Annotated in this window: 24 protein-coding genes; 10 read left to right on the forward strand and 14 right to left on the reverse strand. The window is 40.3% G+C overall.

Annotation, left to right across the window (positions count from 1 at the left end; all coding sequences use genetic code 11):
- Position 1 precedes the first annotated feature (1 nt).
- The 4 genes from ACEQ81_RS07240 to ACEQ81_RS07255 form a co-directional block, all read right to left on the reverse strand.
- Positions 2-352, reverse strand: coding sequence for a phage holin family protein (locus tag ACEQ81_RS07240; protein WP_411030182.1), 351 nt, complete (start codon positions 350-352; stop codon positions 2-4).
- A gap of 73 nt (positions 353-425) precedes the next feature.
- Positions 426-1,934 (reverse strand): G-D-S-L family lipolytic protein, encoded by a 1,509-nt coding sequence (locus ACEQ81_RS07245; RefSeq protein WP_411030183.1) that lies wholly within the window; start codon positions 1,932-1,934, stop codon positions 426-428.
- 128 nt (positions 1,935-2,062) lie between these two features.
- Positions 2,063-2,833 (reverse strand): alpha/beta fold hydrolase, encoded by a 771-nt coding sequence (locus tag ACEQ81_RS07250; protein ID WP_411030184.1) that lies wholly within the window; start codon positions 2,831-2,833, stop codon positions 2,063-2,065.
- Positions 2,834-3,547 (reverse strand): pyridoxine 5'-phosphate synthase, encoded by a 714-nt coding sequence (locus ACEQ81_RS07255; RefSeq protein ID WP_411030185.1) that lies wholly within the window; start codon positions 3,545-3,547, stop codon positions 2,834-2,836.
- A gap of 93 nt (positions 3,548-3,640) precedes the next feature.
- On the opposite strand from ACEQ81_RS07255, the gene ACEQ81_RS07260 reads away from it, so the two are divergent.
- The 8 genes from ACEQ81_RS07260 (at position 3,641) to murI (ending at position 11,813) form a co-directional block, all read left to right on the forward strand.
- Positions 3,641-4,297, forward strand: a complete 657-nt coding sequence (locus ACEQ81_RS07260) for a CBS domain-containing protein (protein ID WP_411030186.1) — start codon at positions 3,641-3,643, stop codon at positions 4,295-4,297.
- 5 nt (positions 4,298-4,302) lie between these two features.
- A complete protein-coding gene (locus ACEQ81_RS07265) occupies positions 4,303-5,184 on the forward strand; it encodes an NAD kinase (RefSeq protein WP_411030187.1) in 882 nt (293 codons plus the stop codon).
- A 115-nt stretch (positions 5,185-5,299) separates the two neighbouring features.
- Complete coding sequence (locus ACEQ81_RS07270) at positions 5,300-5,992, forward strand: DUF6089 family protein (protein WP_411030188.1); 693 nt, start codon at positions 5,300-5,302, stop codon at positions 5,990-5,992.
- Positions 5,993-5,999: 7 nt separating this feature from the next.
- Positions 6,000-6,740, forward strand: a complete 741-nt coding sequence (locus tag ACEQ81_RS07275) for an isoprenyl transferase (RefSeq protein ID WP_411030189.1) — start codon at positions 6,000-6,002, stop codon at positions 6,738-6,740.
- A gap of 4 nt (positions 6,741-6,744) precedes the next feature.
- Complete coding sequence (locus tag ACEQ81_RS07280; RefSeq protein ID WP_411030190.1) at positions 6,745-9,345, forward strand: outer membrane protein assembly factor; 2,601 nt, start codon at positions 6,745-6,747, stop codon at positions 9,343-9,345.
- Positions 9,346-9,547: 202 nt separating this feature from the next.
- Positions 9,548-10,372, forward strand: coding sequence for an OmpH family outer membrane protein (locus tag ACEQ81_RS07285; RefSeq protein WP_411030379.1), 825 nt, complete (start codon positions 9,548-9,550; stop codon positions 10,370-10,372).
- Between the two features lie 44 nt (positions 10,373-10,416).
- Positions 10,417-10,926 carry an OmpH family outer membrane protein gene (locus ACEQ81_RS07290; RefSeq protein WP_411030191.1) on the forward strand — a complete coding sequence of 170 codons (510 nt, stop codon included), beginning with the start codon at positions 10,417-10,419 and terminating at the stop codon, positions 10,924-10,926.
- Between the two features lie 98 nt (positions 10,927-11,024).
- A complete protein-coding gene (gene murI / locus ACEQ81_RS07295; RefSeq protein ID WP_411030192.1) occupies positions 11,025-11,813 on the forward strand; it encodes a glutamate racemase in 789 nt (262 codons plus the stop codon).
- On the opposite strand, the gene ACEQ81_RS07300 is transcribed toward murI, so the two are convergent.
- Positions 11,798-12,310 carry a dihydrofolate reductase gene (locus tag ACEQ81_RS07300; RefSeq protein ID WP_411030193.1) on the reverse strand — a complete coding sequence of 171 codons (513 nt, stop codon included), beginning with the start codon at positions 12,308-12,310 and terminating at the stop codon, positions 11,798-11,800. The genes murI and ACEQ81_RS07300 overlap by 16 nt on opposite strands.
- Entirely contained in the window at positions 12,310-12,696 is a 387-nt protein-coding gene (locus tag ACEQ81_RS07305; protein ID WP_411030194.1) for a 2TM domain-containing protein, read from the reverse strand. Before ACEQ81_RS07305 ends, ACEQ81_RS07300 begins: the two co-directional genes overlap by 1 nt.
- Positions 12,697-12,749: 53 nt before the next feature.
- Between ACEQ81_RS07305 and ACEQ81_RS07310 the strand changes: the two genes are divergently transcribed.
- Together ACEQ81_RS07310 and ACEQ81_RS07315 are read left to right on the forward strand one after the other, a co-directional pair.
- A complete protein-coding gene (locus tag ACEQ81_RS07310) occupies positions 12,750-13,838 on the forward strand; it encodes an aminotransferase class V-fold PLP-dependent enzyme (protein WP_411030195.1) in 1,089 nt (362 codons plus the stop codon).
- A 150-nt stretch (positions 13,839-13,988) separates the two neighbouring features.
- Positions 13,989-14,285, forward strand: a complete 297-nt coding sequence (locus ACEQ81_RS07315) for an isoamylase early set domain-containing protein (protein ID WP_411030196.1) — start codon at positions 13,989-13,991, stop codon at positions 14,283-14,285.
- Between the two features lie 25 nt (positions 14,286-14,310).
- Here ACEQ81_RS07315 and ACEQ81_RS07320 read toward each other — a convergent pair whose 3' ends face one another.
- The 8 genes from ACEQ81_RS07320 to ACEQ81_RS07355 form a co-directional block, all read right to left on the reverse strand.
- Positions 14,311-14,592, reverse strand: a complete 282-nt coding sequence (locus ACEQ81_RS07320; protein ID WP_411030197.1) for a DUF427 domain-containing protein — start codon at positions 14,590-14,592, stop codon at positions 14,311-14,313.
- The gene (gene egtD, locus ACEQ81_RS07325) at positions 14,589-15,569 is read right to left on the reverse strand and encodes an L-histidine N(alpha)-methyltransferase (protein ID WP_411030198.1); all 981 of its coding nucleotides are present in this window, start codon (positions 15,567-15,569) and stop codon (positions 14,589-14,591) included. The genes ACEQ81_RS07320 and egtD overlap by 4 nt, the downstream gene beginning before the upstream one ends.
- 16 nt (positions 15,570-15,585) lie before the next feature.
- Positions 15,586-16,746 (reverse strand): ergothioneine biosynthesis protein EgtB, encoded by a 1,161-nt coding sequence (egtB, locus tag ACEQ81_RS07330; RefSeq protein ID WP_411030199.1) that lies wholly within the window; start codon positions 16,744-16,746, stop codon positions 15,586-15,588.
- 153 nt (positions 16,747-16,899) lie between these two features.
- A complete protein-coding gene (locus ACEQ81_RS07335; RefSeq protein ID WP_411030200.1) occupies positions 16,900-17,724 on the reverse strand; it encodes a thymidylate synthase in 825 nt (274 codons plus the stop codon).
- Positions 17,725-17,886: 162 nt separating this feature from the next.
- Entirely contained in the window at positions 17,887-19,353 is a 1,467-nt protein-coding gene (locus ACEQ81_RS07340; RefSeq protein ID WP_411030201.1) for a NupC/NupG family nucleoside CNT transporter, read from the reverse strand.
- Between the two features lie 14 nt (positions 19,354-19,367).
- The gene (locus ACEQ81_RS07345; RefSeq protein WP_411030202.1) at positions 19,368-19,997 is read right to left on the reverse strand and encodes a bifunctional nuclease domain-containing protein; all 630 of its coding nucleotides are present in this window, start codon (positions 19,995-19,997) and stop codon (positions 19,368-19,370) included.
- 86 nt (positions 19,998-20,083) lie between these two features.
- Positions 20,084-21,052 (reverse strand): electron transfer flavoprotein subunit alpha/FixB family protein, encoded by a 969-nt coding sequence (locus ACEQ81_RS07350; protein ID WP_411030203.1) that lies wholly within the window; start codon positions 21,050-21,052, stop codon positions 20,084-20,086.
- A 9-nt stretch (positions 21,053-21,061) separates the two neighbouring features.
- A complete protein-coding gene (locus ACEQ81_RS07355; RefSeq protein ID WP_411030204.1) occupies positions 21,062-21,808 on the reverse strand; it encodes an electron transfer flavoprotein subunit beta/FixA family protein in 747 nt (248 codons plus the stop codon).
- Between the last annotated feature and the right edge of the window lie 72 nt (positions 21,809-21,880).

Below are 21,880 nucleotides of genomic sequence, written 5' to 3' on the forward strand. Positions count from 1 at the left end.
TTTAACTTTTTTTACCCTCTTTGAGCAATGAAAACAATATGGATTGAAGAAAGGACAGCAAAAGGCTAAAAAGAACGGCCCACCAGATGCTTCCAACAGAAAAGCCTGCTATAAAATGGTCTGCCAGCAAAATAATTATAGCATTTATTATCAGGAGAAAAAGCCCGAATGTTATTATGGTTACAGGCAGGGTAAGTATAACAAGTACCGGTTTTACCAAAAAGTTTAAAAGACTCAATACAATGGCTACTATGATTGCCGTACCGTAGGAGTCTACACCTACTCCTGGAAGTATTTTGGCCAGAATTACCACAGCCAGTGCACTAAGCAGTATTCTCAAAATTAGTTTCATGTGGTCGTTTATTTAGATTATACAAAAAAGGCACCGTTTGAATGGTGCCTTAAAAATAACAAATTATTCGCTATTAGTCTATATAGAGGCCTGTGTAATCCAAAGGTTCCACACCGGGTAGGTTTGAGCCGTATTTTGCGTTAATCGCCTCTACAAATAAGTTTGCCAAAAGGGCATATCCTCTAGGAGATGGGTGTACGCCATCTAAGGAGAAGCCTCCCCCTGTTCCAAAAGTGGAGGTCACCGTACTTCCGTCGTTTAGAGGTGCTCCAGTTTCTGCAATTTCGTTTAAGTATGCGTTAGCATCTACAAGGGCCAGATCGTATTGAACGGCCAATGCGGTTATGGTTTGGTTTATTGCTGTAATAGCCGTGGCTATAGCCTGCTGCTCTTCTGGGGTTAAAACCCATTGGTCTGCCAAGGGGATAGCTACCCCGTTGATAGATGTAGGGTTACCAGGATCTGCCAAAGAACCTATAAAAGACCTTGAGGTAAGTACCAGTAAATCGTCTTCGGTGGCTTGCCTCATATTTGTTAAAGCGTCATTGAAACCAGTAAGATCTGTTAGGTCTTCATCTAACAAGACCACTGCATTGGTGTCCCCTGCAGCAAAGGAGATAGTTCTTCTCTGTACTTCCTCTGCGGAAATCTGGTTTATGGCCTGAAGTCCTAGGAGTCCCATATTGTATTGGTCATAGGCTTCATTTAACACTGCGGCCGTAGCGGCATCCAAAGGTACGGGGTTGTGCGGAACCGTGGTGAAAAAAGGAATTGCGGTTACATCAGGGATGTTGGCGATAACACCATCCGCACCAGTAGATTTCAACGCTTGTATAATACCATCCAATGCTCCCGCAAAAACTAAAGAGTTGGTTAAATCGGTACCACCGTACATAGTTGGATCCAAAATCCCCGTAACGTTATGGTCCGCTCCGGCACCACCGGCGGTGGCATAACCCAAAACATCATTGGATCCAATCCAAAGTGTAAAAAAGGTAGGGTTTTGAGCTAGGGCATCGGCCAATACCGTTGTGCCCGGTGAAGAAGCAAATCTTGCAAAGAAAGGATTGGCAAGGCCTGGCAATACACCATCAACATTACCATATCCCGGGGCCACCAAATGATAGCTCCTGGCTCCAGGGACCCCCATATTATTAAAAGGCCCAGAAAGCACATTGGCTATATCGGTTGTTCCTACACCTTCTACCGGAACCGGAGAAGGAGATCCGGATAAGAATGACAAAATAAGTCTATTGGTCCTAACCACTTCCCCCTGTAAAAAAGCGCCTCCAAGGTTATCTGCCATAAACGGAATTTTAAAGTCGCCACCGCCCACCAAGGCAAAATTGGAAGCGAGCATATTGGGGAATGAAGCCGTTTGCCCATCCACGAAGAGCGCATTGTCCGAGAACCCTGCGGTAAGGGAATTACCTACCGCTACATAGTTAGAAAAATTAGCCGAACCAGCTGTATAATCAACTGTTGGAGGAACGGGGTCTGGAATTATGGCCCCTTCGTCATCATCACTGCAAGAAACAAAAACAAGCCCGAAAATTGCGAGCAAAGCCAAAAGCTTTTTCATCTATAAAATTTTGAGTTAGTCTATCTAAAGTTACCGCAAACACGGTAAAATCAAAATTAACCAAAATTATGACACGTGCAATATTCTGGGCAAAAAAATTATGCATGCATAGTAAATTAGGTCAAATTTTAACAATTCAAGAATGTAAGGGACTTCTCTAAAAATTGTTTGGGATTTTCTGCGTGCAACCAGTGTCCGGCATTTTCAATGGTTTCAATGCTGGCTTTTGGGAAATGTCTTTTAATTGCGGGAATGTCGTTTTGCACAACATATTCCGATCGATCTCCCCGTAGGAAAAGGGTAGGACCACCAAAAGTATCCGTTGAACCAATATTCTCGCCAATTTCTTCCATCTTATGGGAAAGTACGGGAAGATTGAACCGAAAACCCAGTTTTTCCTTTTCTATCCAATACAGGTTTTTCAGTAAAAACTGCCTAATTCCTATTTCATTTATGTAACCCGATAGTTGGGTGTTCGCCTCGGATCTGGAACGCAATGGCTCCACGGATATGGCATTGAGGGCGTTTATAATATCTTGATGGTGCGGAGGGTAAAATTTAGGGGCAATGTCCGCCACAATAAGCTTGTCTACCATTTCCGCATTACTACATGCCATTTGCATAGCGGTTTTACCCCCCATGGAATGTCCCAGAAGGTGTACCTTGGACAAACCGTAATGGGCCATATAAAATTCTAAGTCTTGTGCGAGTAGATCGTAGTTAAAATTTTCCGAGTGAAAACTTTTCCCATGGTTCCGTTGGTCTATAAGGTGCGCTTCAAAACCTGCATTGGCAAATTGGGCACCTAAGGTTTTCCAATTGTCCGCCATCCCCAAAAAACCATGTAATACCAGCAACGGTTTTCCTTCTCCGATAATTTTTGAATGCAGAATAGGCATTTAACTAAGTTTGTTTAAGTACATATTTACAACGTTTTCCAATCCCAAATAAATGGATTCACAAATAAGCGCATGGCCAATGGAAACTTCCAATAGATGTGGAACGTTATCTTTAAAGAAGGCGATGTTGTCCAAGGACAGATCATGGCCGGCATTGATACCCATTCCTAAATCATGGGCCAATATGGCGGCTTTGGTAAAAGGTACTATGCCATCCTTGTTACCTTTTTCAAAATCTTTGGCATAACTTTCCGTATACAGCTCAATTCTATCGGTACCAGTAGCAGCGGCTCCTTCAACCATTTTTAAATCTGGGTCAACAAAGATGGATGTCCTTATATTGTGTTGTTTGAAGGTAGCAATGATATCATTTAAATATGTGCTATGCTCAATGGTGTTCCAACCAGCGTTAGACGTAATGGCATCTTCCGCATCCGGAACCAGGGTAACCTGGGCCGGTTTGGCCTCCAATACCAGATCGATGAATTTGGGAACTGGGTTTCCTTCAATATTAAATTCGGTAGTGACCACAGGGGTTAGGTCCCTGACGTCTTGATATCTAATATGCCGTTCATCTGGTCTGGGATGAACGGTAATTCCTTGGGCACCAAATCTCTCGAGATCGCGGGCAGCAGTAAGAAGGTCTGGGACGTTGCCTCCGCGAGCATTTCGCAAGGTGGCCAATTTATTGATGTTTACGCTTAGTTTTGTCATTTTAAAGGCTTTGTTTAAAGCAGCCACAAAAATACAAATAAGGCATGCTTTTTGCGATTTTTAATTAGTATTTTGCACTAGATTTAAAACGTTATGCAGATTTTATCCCACATAATTACAAACTTACCCGTTTTTGGTGTTGAGGATTCCTTAAAAGAAGTGATTCAATTTTTTAAGGATACTACCTATTCGCACATTGCGGTTATGGAAAAAAACCAATTTCTGGGTGTTTTGGGAGAGAACGATTTGGAGAACTTTGAGGATACAAAAAAAATTGAGGATTACCGCTACAGTTTAGAATCGTTCCTTGTTAGGAAAGAAACCTCTTGGTTGGATGTTTTGGAGATGTTTGCCAGAAACGAAGCTAACTTGCTACCCGTCTTGGACGAAAACGATCATGTTTTAGGGTATTACGATCTTACCGATATTGTAGGGGTTTTTATAGACACCCCATTTTTTACGGAACCCGGGGGCATCATTGTACTTTCCAAAGGGGCAAAGGATTATTCTTTTGGAGAAATAGCCCAAATCGTTGAAAGTAACAATACTAAACTGATCGGGGGTTTTATAACCGATTTAAAAAATGATGTGGTTGAGATAACGATAAAAATTGGCACTGTCAATCTAAATGAAATTATCCAGAGTTTTAGACGATACAACTACAATATTGTTTTTGGTAATAATGACGACCAATTTTTGGAAGATCTAAAACAACGTTCCGAATACCTGAACAAATACCTAAATGTCTAAAGAACATGAAAGTTGCCATATTTGGTCAGACGTATAAAAATTCCACGCTAGACTACGTTGTAGAACTTTTGGACGAGTTGGAAAAGGAGTCCGCACAGGTTTATCTTGAAGATGAGTTCCAGGAACTTCTATCAACCTCGAGGAACGATCTTAAATACGACACATTTACAGAAACCGAAGGCCTGGACGATACTTTTGATATGTTCGTTAGTTTTGGTGGGGATGGTACTATTTTAAGGGCCATTACCTATGTAAGGGATCTTGGTATCCCTATTGTTGGGGTCAATACAGGACGTCTTGGGTTTTTATCTACTTTTAAGAAAGAAGATGTGCGTAAGGTGGTGCGAGAATTTGTGCAGGGAGCCTATACCATTGTAGAACGCAGTCTTGTAGAAGTAAGCCAAGAATCCGATGTACCCGAATTTTCGGAACTCAACTTTGCCCTTAACGAGATTACGGTAAGTAGAAAGGACACTACCTCCATGATTACGGTAGAGACCTATTTAAACGATGAATATCTAACCTCATATTGGGCAGACGGTCTTATTGTGGCCACACCTACGGGTTCTACGGGTTATTCCTTAAGCTGTGGTGGTCCGGTAATTACACCCACTGCAAAATCCATGATACTGACGCCCATTGCCCCACATAATCTTAATGCAAGACCACTGGTAATTGCAGATGACACGGTCATTCGCTTAAAAGTTTCGGGAAGAGAGGAAAATCATTTAGTTTCTTTGGACTCTAGAATTGCCACGGTAGAAAATGGTAAGGAAATTATTGTGCAAAAAGCAGGTTTTACGATCAAGATGATAGAATATACCTCGGAGAGCTTCTTAAAAACACTTCGGAACAAATTATTGTGGGGCGAGGACAAGCGCAATTGATAGCAAAATCGAACAATAAATAACTCTAAAAGCTGTTTATCAATGGAGAACAGGAATATAATAATTGATTAGGGTAAATCTCTGAAATTGTTATATTTGCAAACTTTTAGATTTGATGAGGGTATTTGTTGTTGTAATTTTTGTAATGATATTCGCGGAATTAAGAGGTCAGACCTATGAGGTGGGGCTTTTTGCAGGAGGAACCAACAATATTGGCGATGTAGGAAGGACAAATTTCATATTGCCTTCCGGGCCGGCTTTTGGTGGATTGTTTAAATGGAACATAAGCAAACGTTATGCTTGGCGTGCCAGTGTTATTTATGGCAGTTTTAAGGCAGATGATTCTAAATCCGATATAGCTTCAAGGCAACAACGAGGCTTTGTTTTGGATCATAATATTTTAGAAGCTTCGGCCGGATTGGAATTTAATTTTGTAGAATATAATTTACATAAGATAGGCCCGGCGTTTACACCATATCTATATACCGGTTTAACTTATTTTAGGTATGATTTTGCCTATTTTGACGCCGGAGCGTTACAGGAGATAGATGGTGGGCAAAAGGAAGGGTCATTTGCAATACCCATGACGGTAGGATTAAAAGCCCGCTTAAATCAGTTTTTGATTATTGGCGCGGAAGTGGGAGCAAGATATACGTTTACCGATAACCTGGATGCCAGTAACCCGGAAGGGTCCAATTTTGAGCAATTTAGGTTTGGAAATATTTTAAGTGACGATTGGTACGTTTTCTCGGGGGTAACATTAACGTATACTTTTGGTAGAAAACCGTGTTCCGATTGTTTCGAGTAACACTATTATGGACACTATTGGGGATATAGATAAAGGCAAGCTGCCCAAGCACATTGCAATTATAATGGATGGTAATGGCCGTTGGGCAAAGCAGAAAGGCAAACTTCGGGTTTTTGGACACGAACACGGCGTAAAAACCGTTCGGGAAACTGTAGAGAACTGTGCCAACCTAAAATTGCAGTACCTTACCTTATACACTTTTTCCACAGAAAACTGGAACCGACCTAAGTTTGAGGTAGAAACCCTAATGAAACTACTGGTCTCTTCACTTAGAAAAGAACTCAAGACCCTCAACAAGAACAATATCAGATTAAATGCTATTGGCAACATCACTTCCCTGCCCTCAAAAGCATATAAAGAACTCTTAGAGGTGATGGAGAAAACAGCCGGTAACTCCGGTATGACCCTCACATTAGCCTTAAGCTATGGTGCCCGGGAAGAATTGACAAGTGCCGTAAAGCAGATAAGCACCAAAGTTAAAAATAATATAATTTCAGTTGAAAATATTGACGAAACCATTATTAATAACCATCTTTACACGCACGATTTGCCCGATGTAGACTTGCTTATCCGTACTAGCGGGGAGCGAAGAATCAGCAATTTTCTACTTTGGCAGATTGCGTATGCCGAATTATATTTTATTGACGTATTTTGGCCCGATTTTAGTGAGCATCATTTGGTAGAGGCAATTATAAATTACCAAAACAGAGAAAGAAGATTTGGAAAAACTAGCGAACAACTCAACTAGAGATATGGGGAAATTTATATCTCTTGGACTATTACTTACATTTTTACTACTTTTTTTTACAAATAATACCGTTGCGCAGCAAACTTCCTATGAAGAAGGGAAGAAATATATTCTGGGCGGCCTGGAGGTTACAGGCCTTCAGAGCTACAATGAACAAACCGTAAAGACCTATACCGGCCTTAGAGTTGGCCAGCCCATAACAATCCCAGGAGAACAGATAAGTGCAATAATAAAAAAGTTGTGGGGATTAGAGTTGTTTAGCAACATAGACTTTTACATTACCAAGGTAGAAGAAGACAAAGTCTTTTTGGAATTAAGCATTCAGGAACGTGCTACCTTATCCAAGGTTACCGTTTATGGTGTAAAGAAAAGGAAGGTAGCCGATATATTAAAGGATACCGATCTTAAGAAAGGAAAGAAGATTACCGAAAGTCTTATAGCCAACTCCAAAAATTACCTTCAGAACAAATACAAGAAACAAGGTTATCTAAACGCCAAAGTAAATATAGCCGTAGCCAAAGATACTTCTGGGACCAACGCCCAAAATATGGTTATCAACATTAAAAAGGGCGATAAGGTAAAGGTGCGCAATATTGTCTTTGAAGGCAATGAACAATTATCCTCCAAAAAATTACGGAAGTCATTAAAAAACACCAAGAAAAAGAAGTTATTCCGATTTTGGAAAAAATCTAAATACATAGATGCCGACTATAAGGAAGATCTGGGCTCTTTAATAGATAAGTATGCCGAAAATGGATACCGCGATGCCAGGGTGTTATCCGATACCGTTATAGTCGTAAATGAAAATAACATCGATGTTAAGATAAAGGTAGAAGAGGGGAACAAATATTATTTTGGTGATATCAATTTTGTTGGCAATACAGTATATTCCGACCGTCAATTGTCACAGGTCTTGGGAATTAGAAAGGGAGCTACCTATAATGGGGTACTTCTTAGAAAAAGAATAGCCGACGATTCCAAGCCCGATGCCGCCGACATCACCAATCTGTATCAAAACAATGGTTACTTGTTTTCCAGTATAAATCCGGTTGAAGTATCCGCCGAGAACGATACCATAAATTTTGAAATACGGATTATAGAAGGAAAAGAGACCTTTTTAGATCATGTAACCATTGTTGGTAACGACAAGACCAATGACCATGTTATTTTCCGTGAATTACGTACACGTCCCGGACAGAAATATAGTAAGGCAGATATTGTAAGGAGTATTCGCGAATTAGGACAATTGGGCTTTTTTGATGCGGAACAGATAACACCGGACATCCAGAACCCCAACCCTAACGAGGGTACGGTAGATATTGAATACAGTTTAGTAGAATCCGGATCAAGTCAGATAGAGCTCCAAGGTGGTTATGGCGGTGGTGGCTTTATTGGTACTTTAGGGTTGTCATTCAGCAATTTCTCTATCCAAAACTTGTTTAACGGTAAGGCTTACAAGCCTGTGCCTATGGGAGACGGACAAACTTTTGCATTAAGGTTACAGGCCAGTCGTACCTTTAGGGTATATAGTCTAAACTTCTCTGAACCGTGGCTAGGAGGAAAAAAACCGGTACGGTTCAATATGTCATTTTCGAGGACACAACAGTTCCAATTCGATTTTATAAATAGGGAAGTGGACAGAGACAGCCAATTTTCCATTACAGGTATATCCTTGGGCTTGGCCAAGCGGGTGCAATGGCCTGATGATTTCTTTACCATATCCCATTCATTGGGATACCAGCTGTACGATTTTAGAAATTACAACACAGGATTGTTCAACTTTGGTGATGGTAGCTCCAATTCCTTTGCATATACATTGGGAATATCCAGGAATGCTACTTCCGGAGGACGAATATTCCCTAGGGGCGGATCAAATTTTGAGGTCACTGCCAAGTTTACGCCCCCATACTCGCTCTTCAGCAACAAAGATTTTAGATCTATTAGGGAGGAAAGTGAAGAACTACTTGCCGAAGGTCAAAGCCTTCCTGCCGGAGACCCTGGTCTTCCTATTATTACGGAACGTTTGGAAGAATTGGAAGAAGAACGCTTTAAATGGTTAGAATTTTATAAAATAAAATTCAAGGGAGATTGGTATACCACTTTGGTTGGAGATCTTGTGCTGCGAACCAATGCAGAACTTGGATTCCTTGGACACTATAACAACGATATCGGAGATGTTCCCTTTGAGCGCTTCTTTGTTGGTGGTGATGGTCTTGGAAACTTTACCCTGGATGGTAGGGACGTAGTACAGTTAAGAGGATATGAAAACCAATCCTTAACACCTGTAGATCCAATTACCGGACGTCAGGAAGGTGGAGTCGTTTATAATAAATTTTCTTTGGAAATGCGATATCCATTGACTTTAAAGCCATCTGCCTCCATTTACGGGCTTGCTTTTTTAGAAGGAGGAAATGCCTTCAACAATTTTCAGGAATTTAATCCGTTTCAAATAAAACGCTCGGCCGGTTTGGGATTACGAATTTTTATGCCCGCATTTGGCCTTTTGGGGATAGATTTTGGATACGGTTTTGATTCAGATAATATACCGGGTTCTATAGGTCCTAGTGGCTGGCAGACCCATTTTATTATAGGACAACAGTTTTAATCGATCAAGGACTTACCCTACGTTTTGGAAAAGTTAAACCGTTCATTTTAAAATATTTAGTTATTTTGGCACGATATTTTCTATGTAAAAAACGAATTCAAAAATGAGACCGACACAAATACAAAAAAAAGTAGGCGTACAGGGAAATAGTTTTTTTGATCAGAAAGTAAATGTGGCATTGAGTAGCTTTAAAAACAGTCACATGAAAATAAAAGTTCTTTTAATTTTGATAGCTGTGTTGTTTTCGTCCTATGGCATTGCCCAACGTGGAGTAAGAATCGGGTATGTTGATATGGAATACATCCTAGAAAATGTTGAGGAATATAGGGATGCTAGTGCTCAGCTCGAAACCAAGGTCCAGAAATGGAAAGTGGAGATCGAGCAAAAACAAAGTGTAGTAGAGCAAATGAGGAAAGACCTAATGGCCGAGAAAGTATTATTAACGGACGAATTAATAACGGAGCGCGAAGAGGAAATTCAGATTTTGGAAAAAGAAATGTTCGAGTACCAACAAGATCGTTTTGGTCCCCAAGGAGACCTCATAAATCAAAAACGTTTGCTGGTTCAGCCAATCCAAGATCAGGTTTTTAACGAAGTGCAGAAGATCGGGGCCAATAAAAAGTATGATTTTATTTTTGATAAATCTGCGGATGTCGTAATGTTGTATTCTGAAAAAAGACACGATATCAGTGATTTGGTCTTACGAGGAATTGCTAGGACAAGGAAAATAAGCAAACCTAAGAAGAAGAATACCAGAAGCCGTTTGGACGATTTTGAAGGAGAACCGGTCGAAAAAGAAGTAAGCGAAGCACTAAAAGAACGTCAGGACAGGGCCAAACAGGCCGAAGAAGCAAGAACAAAAACTGCTGAAGAAAAAAGAGCAGAACAATTAAAAATAAGGGAAGAACGCAAAAAAGCCTACGAGGAAAGAAGAAGAAAATTGTTGGAAGAAAGAGAGGCACAAAGGAAAGCCAAACAAGAGGCAAGAAAAAAACAGACAACTCAGGAAAAAGATACCATTAACTAAATTGTATAATTCAAAAATTAACACTTAAACATTAATTGAAAATCATGAAACATTTAAAAAAAGTAGCTATAGCCATTTTTGTATTCGTTGTTGCTACAAGTTTTGTAAACGCACAAAGTAAGGTTGCACACATCAACGTAACTGCACTGTTGTCCGAAATGCCGGAGATGAAGGCCGCACAGGGAGAACTTAAAAAACTCCAGGAAACCTATAGAGCGGATATTGAGAGTTCCATGACAGAGCTAAAGAACAAGTACACCCAATATTCCAACGAGGCGACTACAAAATCCGAAGAGGAAAACCAAAAAAGGGCCACAGAACTTCAAGGTTTTGAAAAGAACATTGGAGAAGCACAACAAGCAGCTCAACAAGAATTGCAGAAGAAGCAGGCAGAATTGTTTGCCCCTATATCGGAGAAGGCTAAAATAGCCATTGAAAAAGTAGCCGCAGCACAAGGGTATGATTATGTAATAGATGCCACACAAGGTGGTGGACTTATTGTAGCCAAAGGCAAGGATTTACTGGCCGAGGTAAAAAAAGAACTTGGGTTCTAACATCATTACTCAAAAACATTACTGAAAAACCGCCTTGTTTGGGCGGTTTTTTTATTTTTACCAAACAAGGCAACGGATGGTACAAATAGCTGCTATAAATGAATGATAAACCTATAGGTATTTTTGATTCCGGAGTGGGAGGCACCTCCATATGGAAGGAAATCCACAAATTGATGCCCAATGAGGATACCATCTATTTAGCGGATAGTAAGAATGCCCCATACGGAGAAAAAACAAAAGCCGAGATTCTTGACCTAAGCATCAAAAACACGGAGCTTCTGTTGGGTAAGGGATGTAAGCTCATAGTGGTGGCATGTAATACCGCAACTACTAACGCCATTGCGTATTTAAGAAAAAACTACGACCTACCATTTATCGGTATAGAACCTGCAATAAAACCGGCAGCACTGCAATCCAGTTCAAAAAATATTGGAGTGTTGGCTACAAAAGGAACCTTGGCCAGCGATCTTTTTTATGTAACTTCCAAAAACCATGCATCGGGCATATCCATCATCGTAAAGGAAGGCACTGGTTTGGTTCCCCTCGTAGAATCTGGAAAAGTGGATACCAAAGAAACCGAGGAATTACTGAGAAAGTATCTAAATCCCATGCTGCAGAAGAATATAGACCATTTGGTCTTGGGGTGTACCCACTACCCATATTTAATACCGGTACTTAAAAAAATACTCCCTGATAGCGTAAAAATCATAGATTCAGGTCAAGCCGTTGCTAAACAGACCTTGCACATTTTGGTACAAAACAATTTACGGTTTCAGGAAGATCGAGTGTCTAACCATTCTTTCTATTCCAATTTAGACCCAGCCGTTCTAGCGGGGTTTTTAATGGAAGAGAAAGCTTCTTGTGCAACCTCCTATTTGGATTTTTGAGGTACCCTCTTTTCATAGGTCAGGTAGGTGAAACCATATTTATGCTTTTCGTCCGCAGGATGATGGGTTGTGCTTACGAGTTCCCAGACTTCATCATCAATATCGGGAAAAAAGGTATCCGCTTCTAAAGAGGCGTGTACCCTTGTTAATTCTATTTTATTTGCAAACTCCATACCGGCCTTATAAATTTCCCCTCCGCCAATAATATAGGATGTGGCATCATTTTCTACAAGCTTTAAGGCGTCGGACAGGGAATGTACCACAATACACTGTGGTAAGGGCACTTCATAATCCTTGTTTCTGGTAATAATAATATGTGTTCGGTTTGGTAAGGGTTTGGGAAAGCTTTCAAAGGTCTTCCTGCCCATAATAATCTTATGCCCGGTAGTAAGCGCTTTAAAACGCTTAAAATCATCAGGAAGGTGCCACAATAGGTCATTGTCCTTGCCTAAAGCGTTGTTTTCGGCAACGGCGGCAATAATAGTAATGGTTTGCACTAGTCTTTTTTTTTATTGATGTTGGAAATAGGAAAATCGGTCTCAATTTCTTTTTGTAGTTCCGCTATTCTTTCCCGCTGTTTTTTAACCAATTTTTCGCGTTGTTGCCTTTCCCAATCACTGCCCATAAATCTATGGCTCACAAAAACATTAAAAGCATGTAAAACAAACAAAAAAGCCCAAAAGGTAATTCCCCAAACAAACCAGTCATATTGCTCCCCATACTTTAAGATTTTATTAATCAATATGAGGAATACACTACCGATCAAAAAAAACACAAAATGGGCATAAAGGCGTTTTTTTTGCCTTATCCTAGCTTGGGCAGTTTCTAGCAATTGGTGTTGTTCCGGAGCTATTTCAGTCTCTATTTTAGGTTTGGAGAACATGGATATACCTATCTTTACATACAAATATACAGCAATTCAACCACTCGTTAAGTATGCAAAAATTTGTAAAGGAGTTCCCGGTTCTAGATCAGTACATTTATACAAATACGGCCGCTTCGGGGCTTTTTTATGATAGTTTGCAAGAATGGCGACAAGAACATGATCTAGACTTTCTAATAGGGGGTATTCCTATGAAAAAGAAGTGTGTTGGATTAATTTCCGAGACCAGGACCGCCGTTGGTACGTTCTTTGGATGCAAACGAGAAAATGTAGCTCTGGTTCCAAATTTCACTTTAGGGTTAAATCTGGTTTTGGAAGGCCTGGATAAAAGACATAAGGTGCTATTGCTCACAAACGATTACCCATCGGTAAATTGGCCTTTTGAAAGTAGGGAATTCGAGATTTTCTATGCTGAAATCAATGAACATCTAGAACAGAATATCCAAAGTCAGATAGCGAAGCAACAGATAACCGTGCTTGCACTAAGTTTGGTACAATGGCTAAATGGTATCCAGATAGATTTAGACTTTTTAAAAAACCTCAAAAATGAATACCCAGAACTGATTATAATTGCAGACGGCACCCAATTTTGCGGTACCGCCGAATTCAATTTTGAGAACTCGGGGATCGATGTTTTAGGAGCAAGCGCCTATAAGTGGTTATTGGCGGGTCATGGAAATGGTTTTATGCTTTTTACAGATGCGGTAAAGGAAAAGTTGGAGCCAAAGACTATAGGGCTCAATGCAGCAAATGGTATGGTAAATGGCAAGGAAAGTATCCGTTTTGCGAAACGTTTTGAACCCGGGCACCTAGATACTTTAAGTTTTGGAAGCCTTAAATTCTCACTAGATTGGCTCTCGCAACTTGGCATGAAAAAAATTGGTGACCATAACAAAAAAATGTCCATAAGAACCAAAAAAATATTTTCGGAAATGAACCTTTTGGAAGACAAGGTTATTTTACGAAATACACAGCACAGTACCATATTCAATATCAGAGGCAATGATGCCATATATCAACACTTGGCAAGCAAAGATGTCATTTGTTCACAGCGTGCTGACGGAATTCGGTTTAGTTTTCATTTTTACAATGGCGAAAATGACGTGGATCGCATTGTAGAAATCTTAAAAACAGCGCTATAGGGTTTGCTCAACTCCAAATATTTAACCCACATTTTTGCCAAAGTGAACTTATTGTCTACCGTATTTTATCAAATTGATAAATATGATTTTAATCATTGTACATAAAAGATTTAATACTTTGTTTTACACCAAATTTAAAAACAGATAATCATGTCAGTAGCAAAACAATATTTAAAGACTAAACCGGTATGTAAAGTAACCTTTACAGTGCCTGCAGAAGATGCAAAAAAAGTTGCAGTAGTAGGTGACTTCAACAATTGGAATCCTAAAGGAAGTACTTTGAAAAAGTTAAAAAATGGAACCTTTAAGGGTACTTTTGATCTTCCAAAAGAGAATACTTTTGAGTTTAGGTATTTAGTTGATGGAGCTTACATTAACGAAACAGAAGCAGATCGTTATCAATGGAACGATTATGCTGGTGCCGAAAACGCCGTTTTAGAAGTTTAGGTCTATGGTGTGTTGCCATTGGGGATTACTCCTCAATGGTAACCCCTTTCCAAAAAGCTACCCTACCTTTTAATTGTTTGGCCAGTTCGCTAACTTCTGGATAATACCAAGCGGCATCTGGGTTTTCTTTCCCATCAACGGTGATGGTATAGTAAGACGCCACTCCTTTCCATGGGCATGTGGTATGGGTATCACTTTGTTTGTAATACTCCTTCTTAATACTTTCTGCCGGAAAATAATGGTTGTTTTCCACTACCAATGTTTCATTACTTTCCGCAATTACGGTATCGTTCCAAATAGCTTTCATTCTTCTTTGTTTTTTTTGAACACATAATTTTTATACTGGTTCTCGTCATCACTAAATTCTGTCTCAATCTTCAATCCAGACCTCTCGGCCAACCAAGCAACGGTATCATCATCGTATTTTTGCGAAATTTCCGTGTGGATAGTCTCCCAGGCCTTAAAGGTAACTGTTAACCCTAATTTTTCTATGGTAACGGTTTGGGCCTGCTTAGAGACGAGATAACTTTTGGCGGTTCCCGTTTCCGGATCATATACTTCCCAATGTAAAAAATTGGATACCTTAAAATCTCCTCCCAATTCTGCATTAATGCGCACCAAAATGTTCTTATTAAATGCTGCGGTTATACCTGTTTGGTCGTTGTAGGCATCCAATATGGTCTGCGGGTTTTTTTTCTGATCAAAACCCATGAACAACAAATCTTCCTCTTGCATCAATGCCCTAATCTGACTAAGGAACTCAATTGCCTGGGGATGAAGTAAGTTTCCTATATTGGATCCTAGAAACAAAATTACTTTTTTCACATCCTGAATGGAGTTTACCTCGCTCAACGTTTCGAAGTACGTTCCCTGCAAGGTTTCAACGGTAATTTTGGGAAGCTCCTCTTTTATGGAAGCTTCCAATTCGTCCAATACATTTTGGCTTATATCTATAGGCAGGTATTTTACGCGAATGTTGTTTTCGGAAAAATATTTTAATAGAATTTTTGTTTTTTTGCCATCCCCGGCCCCTAACTCTATTAGATTAAAACCTTCCGTGCCGTTAATGAACAGGCGGGCTATCTCTTCTTTAAAAGCTTCCAAGATATTATATTCACTATTGGTAAGATAATATTCTGGCATATTCATGATATCCTGAAAAAGCTTATCGCCTTTGGCATCATAAAAATATTTGGAAGATAGATGTTTGGGGTAGTTGGTAAGTCCATGATAGACTTCTTCCTCAAATTGCGTATCGAAAACAATCGTTGTTTTTTGTTGCATGCTGCTTAAGTCGTGATTATTTGGCTAACCTTAATCCGGTAAATTGCCATCTTAAATTTGGGTGGAAAAAATTGCGATATGTGTGTCTTGTGTGTTTTGGTGGAGTAGCTACGGATCCACCGCGTAATACTTTTTGGTTTACCATAAATTTACCGTTGTACTCGCCCAACGCCCCTGGCGCTTTTTGATAGTCGGGATAGGGGAGATAGGCACTTTCCGTCCACTCCCAGCGTTTTCCCCAAGGAAAGAAATTCTGCGCTGCTTCCCATTCAAATTCGGTGGGTAACCTGCATTCCTTCCATTGGGCAAAGGCAAAGGCCTCAAAGTAAGATATATGTGTAACTGGCAAATGTTTTTCTACTTGCTGCATCCCCTTTAAGGTATAGTGGTGCCATTTGCCATCGATAAGGTGCCAATAAAAGGGTGCCACAACGGAATTGTTATTTACCCAATCCCAACCTTCGGCATGCCAAAGATCAAATTTTTGATATCCTCTTGCTTCAATGAACTGCAAAAATTCGCCATTGGTGACCAACTTGTTGGAAATCTTATAAGGCTGTAGATATACTTGGTGCTTGCCCAATTCATTGTCGTAACAAAAATCAGTGGTATCATGTCCTATTTCATAGACGCCTTCATCAATGGAAATCCAATCTTGCTCATGTTCTTCTTCAATATGCCCAACAAATTTATCCGAATAAGAAGGGAGTAATGGATTGTTGCCAAGAATGTATTTTATATCTGTTACCAACAGTTCTTGGTGCTGTTTTTCGTGATGAATACCTATTTCCAACAGTTGATATAGCTCTTCGTTTTGATCTTCGGAGAACAAGACCTTTATTTGTTCGGTAACATAGACCCTATAATCATATACCTTTTGTACCGATGGTCTAGAAAGGTTACCACGGTCTGCCCTAACAACTCTTTTTCCAAGAGTTTCGTAATAACTGTTGAAGACAAAGGCAAAATCAGCATCAAAAAGAACATAATCTTTCTTATGGTTTTTCAGAATAAATTCCTCAAAAAACCAAGTACTATGTCCAAGATGCCATTTTGGAGGGGAAACGTCCACAATGGGTTGTACCACGTAGTCTTCAATCTCTAGCGGGGAGCAAATTTCTTCGGTATGCCTTCTGGTTTCCAAAAAGAGATCCAAAAGTGAATCGGTCAATATCATATTCCGCAAAATTTTTAGCTAAAGGTAGGAAAATTTTGTTGTCGATGCACTTGTATTAAAAGCTCAAAAGTGATGTTTTTACAAAGAGTTGATATGCTTTGTTTTATTCCTCGGGGCTACCTTTGGCCTTATTTACAGCTAATTAGCTAGCATCTATACTGCCACGATGCCCTTAATGTGTGGGTGTGGATGATAGTCCGTTAAAGTAAAATCTTCAAATTTAAAATCGAATATATCCTTAACGTCAGGATTCAAGATCATTTTAGGCAAAGGCCTGGGGGCTCTGCTTAATTGCAAAGTTACTTGTTCCATATGGTTGTTGTAGATATGCGCATCACCAAAGGTATGTATAAACTCTCCTGGGGCATAGTCGCAAACTTGTGCCATCATTAAGGTAAATAAGGCATATGAGGCAATATTGAACGGTACACCCAAGAAAATATCCGCACTACGTTGATAGAGCTGACAGGACAATTTTCCGTCGGCGACATAGAACTGAAAAAAGGCGTGGCAAGGAGGAAGGGCCGCTTTTCCTTGTGAAACATTTTCGGCAAAAGATACGGAGGTGTCTGGTAAAACACTGGGATTCCATGCAGATACCAACATGCGCCTGCTGTTGGGGTTGTTTTTTAAGGTATGGACAATTTCTTTTATCTGATCTATCTCCTCACTGTTCCAATTTCGCCATTGATGCCCATAGACCGGTCCTAAGTCTCCATTTTCATCTGCCCATTCGTTCCAGATACGAACACCCTTTTCTTGTAGATATCCTATGTTGGTATCTCCGTTTAAGAACCATAGCAATTCATGAACAATAGATTTTAAATGTAACTTTTTGGTAGTGACCATGGGGAACCCTTCGCTTAGGTCAAAACGCATTTGGTGACCAAAAACGCTGAGCGTACCTGTGCCAGTCCTATCGCCCTTCTGGTTGCCTTCTTTAAGTACAAGTTTTAGTAAATCGTGGTATTGCTTCATAAATAAATCTTCTTCCGAACTTTGGTTTTACTAGGGCATGGAGCCTAACTTGGGTACTTTTGTCAAAAAAAGTCCTAGGAGCTAAAATAAGCAATGATGCTTTAATTTGGGTTTTGCGTGGAGTTATACTTTTCAAAAACTTATTAACGGTAGGGCCTAGGTTTAGCCCAAGATCATTCCGGCAATGGTAGCCGATAGCAACGAAGCTAGGGAACCTCCCAACACAGCTTTCATGCCAAATTCTGACAAGGTTTTTCGTTGCCCGGGCGCCAAAGAACCTATACCACCGATCTGAATGCCTATAGAAGCAAAATTTGCAAAGCCACATAACATATAGGTGGCCATAATTATGGATTTGTTATAGGTAAAATGGCTTGCATTGGCTACATTTTTAAGTTGTGCAAGCTGAATATACCCTATAAATTCGCTTGCGGCCAATTTAATTCCCAATAACTGCCCCATTAACATAATATCTTCTGAAGCAACACCAATAAGCCACATAAGTGGCGCAAACACAATGCCCAAGATAGCTTCTAGTGAAAACTTTTCATAGGACGTATATTCCGCGATCAAACTATTTAAAGAGGAGAAGTCGCCAACCCAGCCCAAAATACCGTTTAGCATAGCGATGAATGCTACGAATACCAGTAGCATTGCGCCTACGTTTACGGCGAGTTTTAGACCTTCGGTTGTACCGTTTGCAATGGCATCTAAGATATTGGCCCCTATTTTTTCCGTAGATACGTTAACTTCGGTATTGATCTCCTCCGTTTGCGGATACAATATTTTAGAGATAACAATGGCTCCTGGGGCTGCCATTACGGAGGCGGCAAGTAAATGTTTGGCAAAGTACAGTCGCAATACCGGATCATCACCACCTAAAAACCCAATATATGCCGCCAATACGGCCCCGGCTACGGTTGCCATACCACCGATCATTACCAATAATATTTCGGACTTGTTCATTTTCTCCAAATACGCCTTTATCAGTAAAGGAGCCTCTGTCTGCCCCAAAAATATGTTTCCGGCGATACTTAAACTTTCGGCTCCTGAAATCCCCAATGATTTGGTGAGTAACCAGGCCAGTGCCTTAACCACTTTCTGAATTGCACCCATATAAAACAATACGGATGTAAGCGCAGAGAAAAATATGATGGTGGGCAGTACCTGAAACGCAAATATGAACCCAAAGGTTTCCATATCTATTACCAATCCTTCAAAGAGGAATTTACTGCCTGCCCTGGTGAAATCGAGGATGCTGACAAAAACTTTCCCAATACCTTCAAACAATGCTTTAATAAAGGGAACTTTAAGGACGCCAATGGCTATCAATAACTGCAGGGACAATCCTATACCAACCGTTTTCCATTTTATGGCCTTTCGGTTGGCACTGAAAATATAGGAAATGAAGATCAGTACCAACATCCCCAACATGCCTCGCCAAATACTGTTTACGGAAAATCCCTGACTTTCTATGATTAAGGGAGCTTCTTGATTGGCGATGTCATTGATGGTGGTAGTATCCGCAATGGTACTTATATTGTTGGAAGGGAGCACTTCTTGTGCCAGTATGGGTAATGAAATTAGGAATAAAACAAGAAAAATCCAACGGCGATAGTTATTCCTCATAAAGTGGTTCTTGGTTAGTTGCGTTTGGAAATCTCATCCCTTAACTTAGCCGCTTTCTCGTAGTCTTCGTTGTTAACGGCTTTTTCCAATTCCTTGTGCAATTCATCTATGGAAAGCTCTTTGTAGGCATCTGAAACCCCTGAATCTATTTCTACGGTTTCCCCTTCTTGTAAAATTTCATCAACAATGATGCTGTCATCTGTTTCTTCCTTGTTTTTGTCTTTTGACGAAAACTTTAAGAAGATACCCGCTTTATCCAAGATTGTTTTGTAGGTAAATATGGGAGCATCGAACCGAAGGGCCAATGCAATGGCATCACTGGTTCTTGCATCTATAATCTCTTCAATCTTATCGCGTTCGCAGATAATGCTCGAATAAAAAACACCATCTACCAATTTATGGATTATGACCTGTTTTACTACCACTTCAAACCGGTCCGCAAAATTCTTAAAAAGATCATGGGTAAGGGGTCTTGGCGGTTTTATTTCCTTTTCGAGGGCTATGGCAATGGACTGTGCTTCAAAGGCACCTATAACGATGGGTAATTTTCTATCGCCCTCAACCTCATTCAAAATAAGGGCATACGCACCATTTTGTGTTTGACTATATGATATACCCTTTATTTTTAACCTTACTAAACTCATATGACTTTATAAACCGCAAAGGGCTGTTTAAATAAAAGGGATGTCCACTTATTTAAACAGCCCTTAGGGGCACAAATTAACAAAAATTAAGCGTTTTGGGCTTTAAATTCCTTTAATTTTTCGGTAAGCTGGGGCAGTACTTCGAAAGCGTCTCCAACAATCCCGTAATCGGCCGCTTTAAAGAAAGGAGCTTCAGGGTCGGTATTTATTACCACTTTTACCTTAGATGCGCTAACGCCCGCCAAATGTTGAATGGCCCCCGATATACCCACAGCTATGTAAAGATTGCTCGCTACAGGTTTTCCCGTTTGGCCAACATGTTCCCCATGTGGACGCCAACCCAAGTCAGATACCGGTTTGGAACATGCGGTTGCCGCCCCAAGAACATCGGCTAGTTCTTCTAACATGCCCCAATTTTCGGGACCTTTGAGGCCTCTTCCACCAGAAACTACAATGTCCGCATCTGCAATGGTGGCCTTACCTACAACTTTATCTATTTCTACTGACTTAACGGCAAAAAGCGCATCGGAAGTAGTAGGGACAAAAGATTCAACTTTTATATCTACTTTATTCGTTATTGCCCCAAATGCGTTGTTGGATACACCAATAAGCTTTGTTTCAGAATTTATTTGTGTATGTGCAAACCCTTTGTTGCTAAATGCCGTACGTTTCACCACAAAAGGGCTAGTACTTTCTGGTGCAGCAACAACATTTGGCACATAACCGGCACCTAGTTCAGCACTCAATAACGAAGCCAAATATTTGGTATCCGTACTTGAACTTACTATTACTATTTTGGCACCTTCTTTCTCTGCGGCCTGCGCAATAACTTTGGCATAGGCCTTGGCGTTGAAAGTTTTTAAGCCATCGTCTGAAATATCCAATACTTTAGATACGCCATACGCCCCAAGGAGCTCATTTTCCCCAGCGTTAAAGGACACTGCGGTTACCGCGACCCCCATTTGTTTGGCAACCTCGTAGGCATAGGAAGAGACCTCCCATGCATTTTTTTTGAATTTCCCGTTATCCGATTCTGTATATACTAATACTGACATAGTCTTATTTTAGATTACTTTGGCTTCGTTATGTAAAAGGTTTATCAACTCATCTATATTGTCCGAGGCAACCAGCTTAACAGCCCCTTTGGGTGCAGGTTTTTCAAACTTGATGTCCTCTGTTGCGTTATCTACGGCAATGGGCTCAACAACGTTTAGTTTTTTCTGTCGGGCCATCATGATACCTCTCATATTGGGGATTCTAAGATCACTTTCTTCTACCAATCCCTTCTGACCTCCAATGATCAAGGGAAGCGAGGTGGCAACTTTTTCCTTACCTCCATCTATTTCTCTATAAGCCGTAGCCTTAGTACCGTCAACTTCCAAATTAATACAGGTGTTTACAAAATTCATGTCCAGCAGCGACGCCATGATACCAGGAACCATGCCACCGTTATAGTCAATGGACTCTCTTCCTGCGATAACCAGGTCATACTCCCCATTTTTTACTACTTCAACCAATTGTTGTGCTACAAAGAAACCGTCCGTAGGTTCTGCGTTAATTCTGATGGCTTCGTCTGCCCCAATTGCGAGTGCCTTTCTTATCGTAGGTTCCGTGCTGGGTGCACCTACTGTTGCAACGTGCACTGTGGCGCCTTGTTTTTCCTTAAACCACATGGCTCTGGTAAGTCCAAACTCGTCATTGGGATTGATAACAAATTGCACCCCGTTACTGTCGAACTTGGTGTCGCCCTCTGTAAAATTTATCTTGGAGGTTGTATCCGGTACATTACTTATGCATACTAATATTTTCATTCGGGTATATTTTTTTTAGTCTTAAAATGACCGCGCTAAGATAGCTAATAATTTTAAGATTTACTATGCATG

Origin of the sequence: Spongiimicrobium sp. 3-5 (genome assembly GCF_046557915.1) — a bacterium.
In the GTDB taxonomy this organism is placed as follows: domain Bacteria; phylum Bacteroidota; class Bacteroidia; order Flavobacteriales; family Flavobacteriaceae; genus JBHEBG01.

Bases quoted from the DNA above. Each gene is read 5' to 3' on its own strand.
- ACEQ81_RS07240 (WP_411030182.1), bottom strand. From the start codon at position 352: ATGAAACTAATTTTGAGAATACTGCTTAGTGCACTGGCTGTGGTAATT.
- ACEQ81_RS07245 (WP_411030183.1), bottom strand. From the start codon at position 1,934: ATGAAAAAGCTTTTGGCTTTGCTCGCAATTTTCGGGCTTGTTTTTGTT.
- ACEQ81_RS07250 (WP_411030184.1), bottom strand. From the start codon at position 2,833: ATGCCTATTCTGCATTCAAAAATTATCGGAGAAGGAAAACCGTTGCTG.
- ACEQ81_RS07255 (WP_411030185.1), bottom strand. From the start codon at position 3,547: ATGACAAAACTAAGCGTAAACATCAATAAATTGGCCACCTTGCGAAAT.
- ACEQ81_RS07260 (WP_411030186.1), top strand. From the start codon at position 3,641: ATGCAGATTTTATCCCACATAATTACAAACTTACCCGTTTTTGGTGTT.
- ACEQ81_RS07265 (WP_411030187.1), top strand. From the start codon at position 4,303: ATGAAAGTTGCCATATTTGGTCAGACGTATAAAAATTCCACGCTAGAC.
- ACEQ81_RS07270 (WP_411030188.1), top strand. From the start codon at position 5,300: ATGAGGGTATTTGTTGTTGTAATTTTTGTAATGATATTCGCGGAATTA.
- ACEQ81_RS07275 (WP_411030189.1), top strand. From the start codon at position 6,000: ATGGACACTATTGGGGATATAGATAAAGGCAAGCTGCCCAAGCACATT.
- ACEQ81_RS07280 (WP_411030190.1), top strand. From the start codon at position 6,745: ATGGGGAAATTTATATCTCTTGGACTATTACTTACATTTTTACTACTT.
- ACEQ81_RS07285 (WP_411030379.1), top strand. From the start codon at position 9,548: ATGAAAATAAAAGTTCTTTTAATTTTGATAGCTGTGTTGTTTTCGTCC.
- ACEQ81_RS07290 (WP_411030191.1), top strand. From the start codon at position 10,417: ATGAAACATTTAAAAAAAGTAGCTATAGCCATTTTTGTATTCGTTGTT.
- murI (WP_411030192.1), top strand. From the start codon at position 11,025: ATGAATGATAAACCTATAGGTATTTTTGATTCCGGAGTGGGAGGCACC.
- ACEQ81_RS07305 (WP_411030194.1), bottom strand. From the start codon at position 12,696: ATGTTCTCCAAACCTAAAATAGAGACTGAAATAGCTCCGGAACAACAC.
- ACEQ81_RS07310 (WP_411030195.1), top strand. From the start codon at position 12,750: ATGCAAAAATTTGTAAAGGAGTTCCCGGTTCTAGATCAGTACATTTAT.
- ACEQ81_RS07315 (WP_411030196.1), top strand. From the start codon at position 13,989: ATGTCAGTAGCAAAACAATATTTAAAGACTAAACCGGTATGTAAAGTA.
- ACEQ81_RS07320 (WP_411030197.1), bottom strand. From the start codon at position 14,592: ATGAAAGCTATTTGGAACGATACCGTAATTGCGGAAAGTAATGAAACA.
- egtD (WP_411030198.1), bottom strand. From the start codon at position 15,569: ATGCAACAAAAAACAACGATTGTTTTCGATACGCAATTTGAGGAAGAA.
- egtB (WP_411030199.1), bottom strand. From the start codon at position 16,746: ATGATATTGACCGATTCACTTTTGGATCTCTTTTTGGAAACCAGAAGG.
- ACEQ81_RS07335 (WP_411030200.1), bottom strand. From the start codon at position 17,724: ATGAAGCAATACCACGATTTACTAAAACTTGTACTTAAAGAAGGCAAC.
- ACEQ81_RS07340 (WP_411030201.1), bottom strand. From the start codon at position 19,353: ATGAGGAATAACTATCGCCGTTGGATTTTTCTTGTTTTATTCCTAATT.
- ACEQ81_RS07345 (WP_411030202.1), bottom strand. From the start codon at position 19,997: ATGAGTTTAGTAAGGTTAAAAATAAAGGGTATATCATATAGTCAAACA.
- ACEQ81_RS07350 (WP_411030203.1), bottom strand. From the start codon at position 21,052: ATGTCAGTATTAGTATATACAGAATCGGATAACGGGAAATTCAAAAAA.
- ACEQ81_RS07355 (WP_411030204.1), bottom strand. From the start codon at position 21,808: ATGAAAATATTAGTATGCATAAGTAATGTACCGGATACAACCTCCAAG.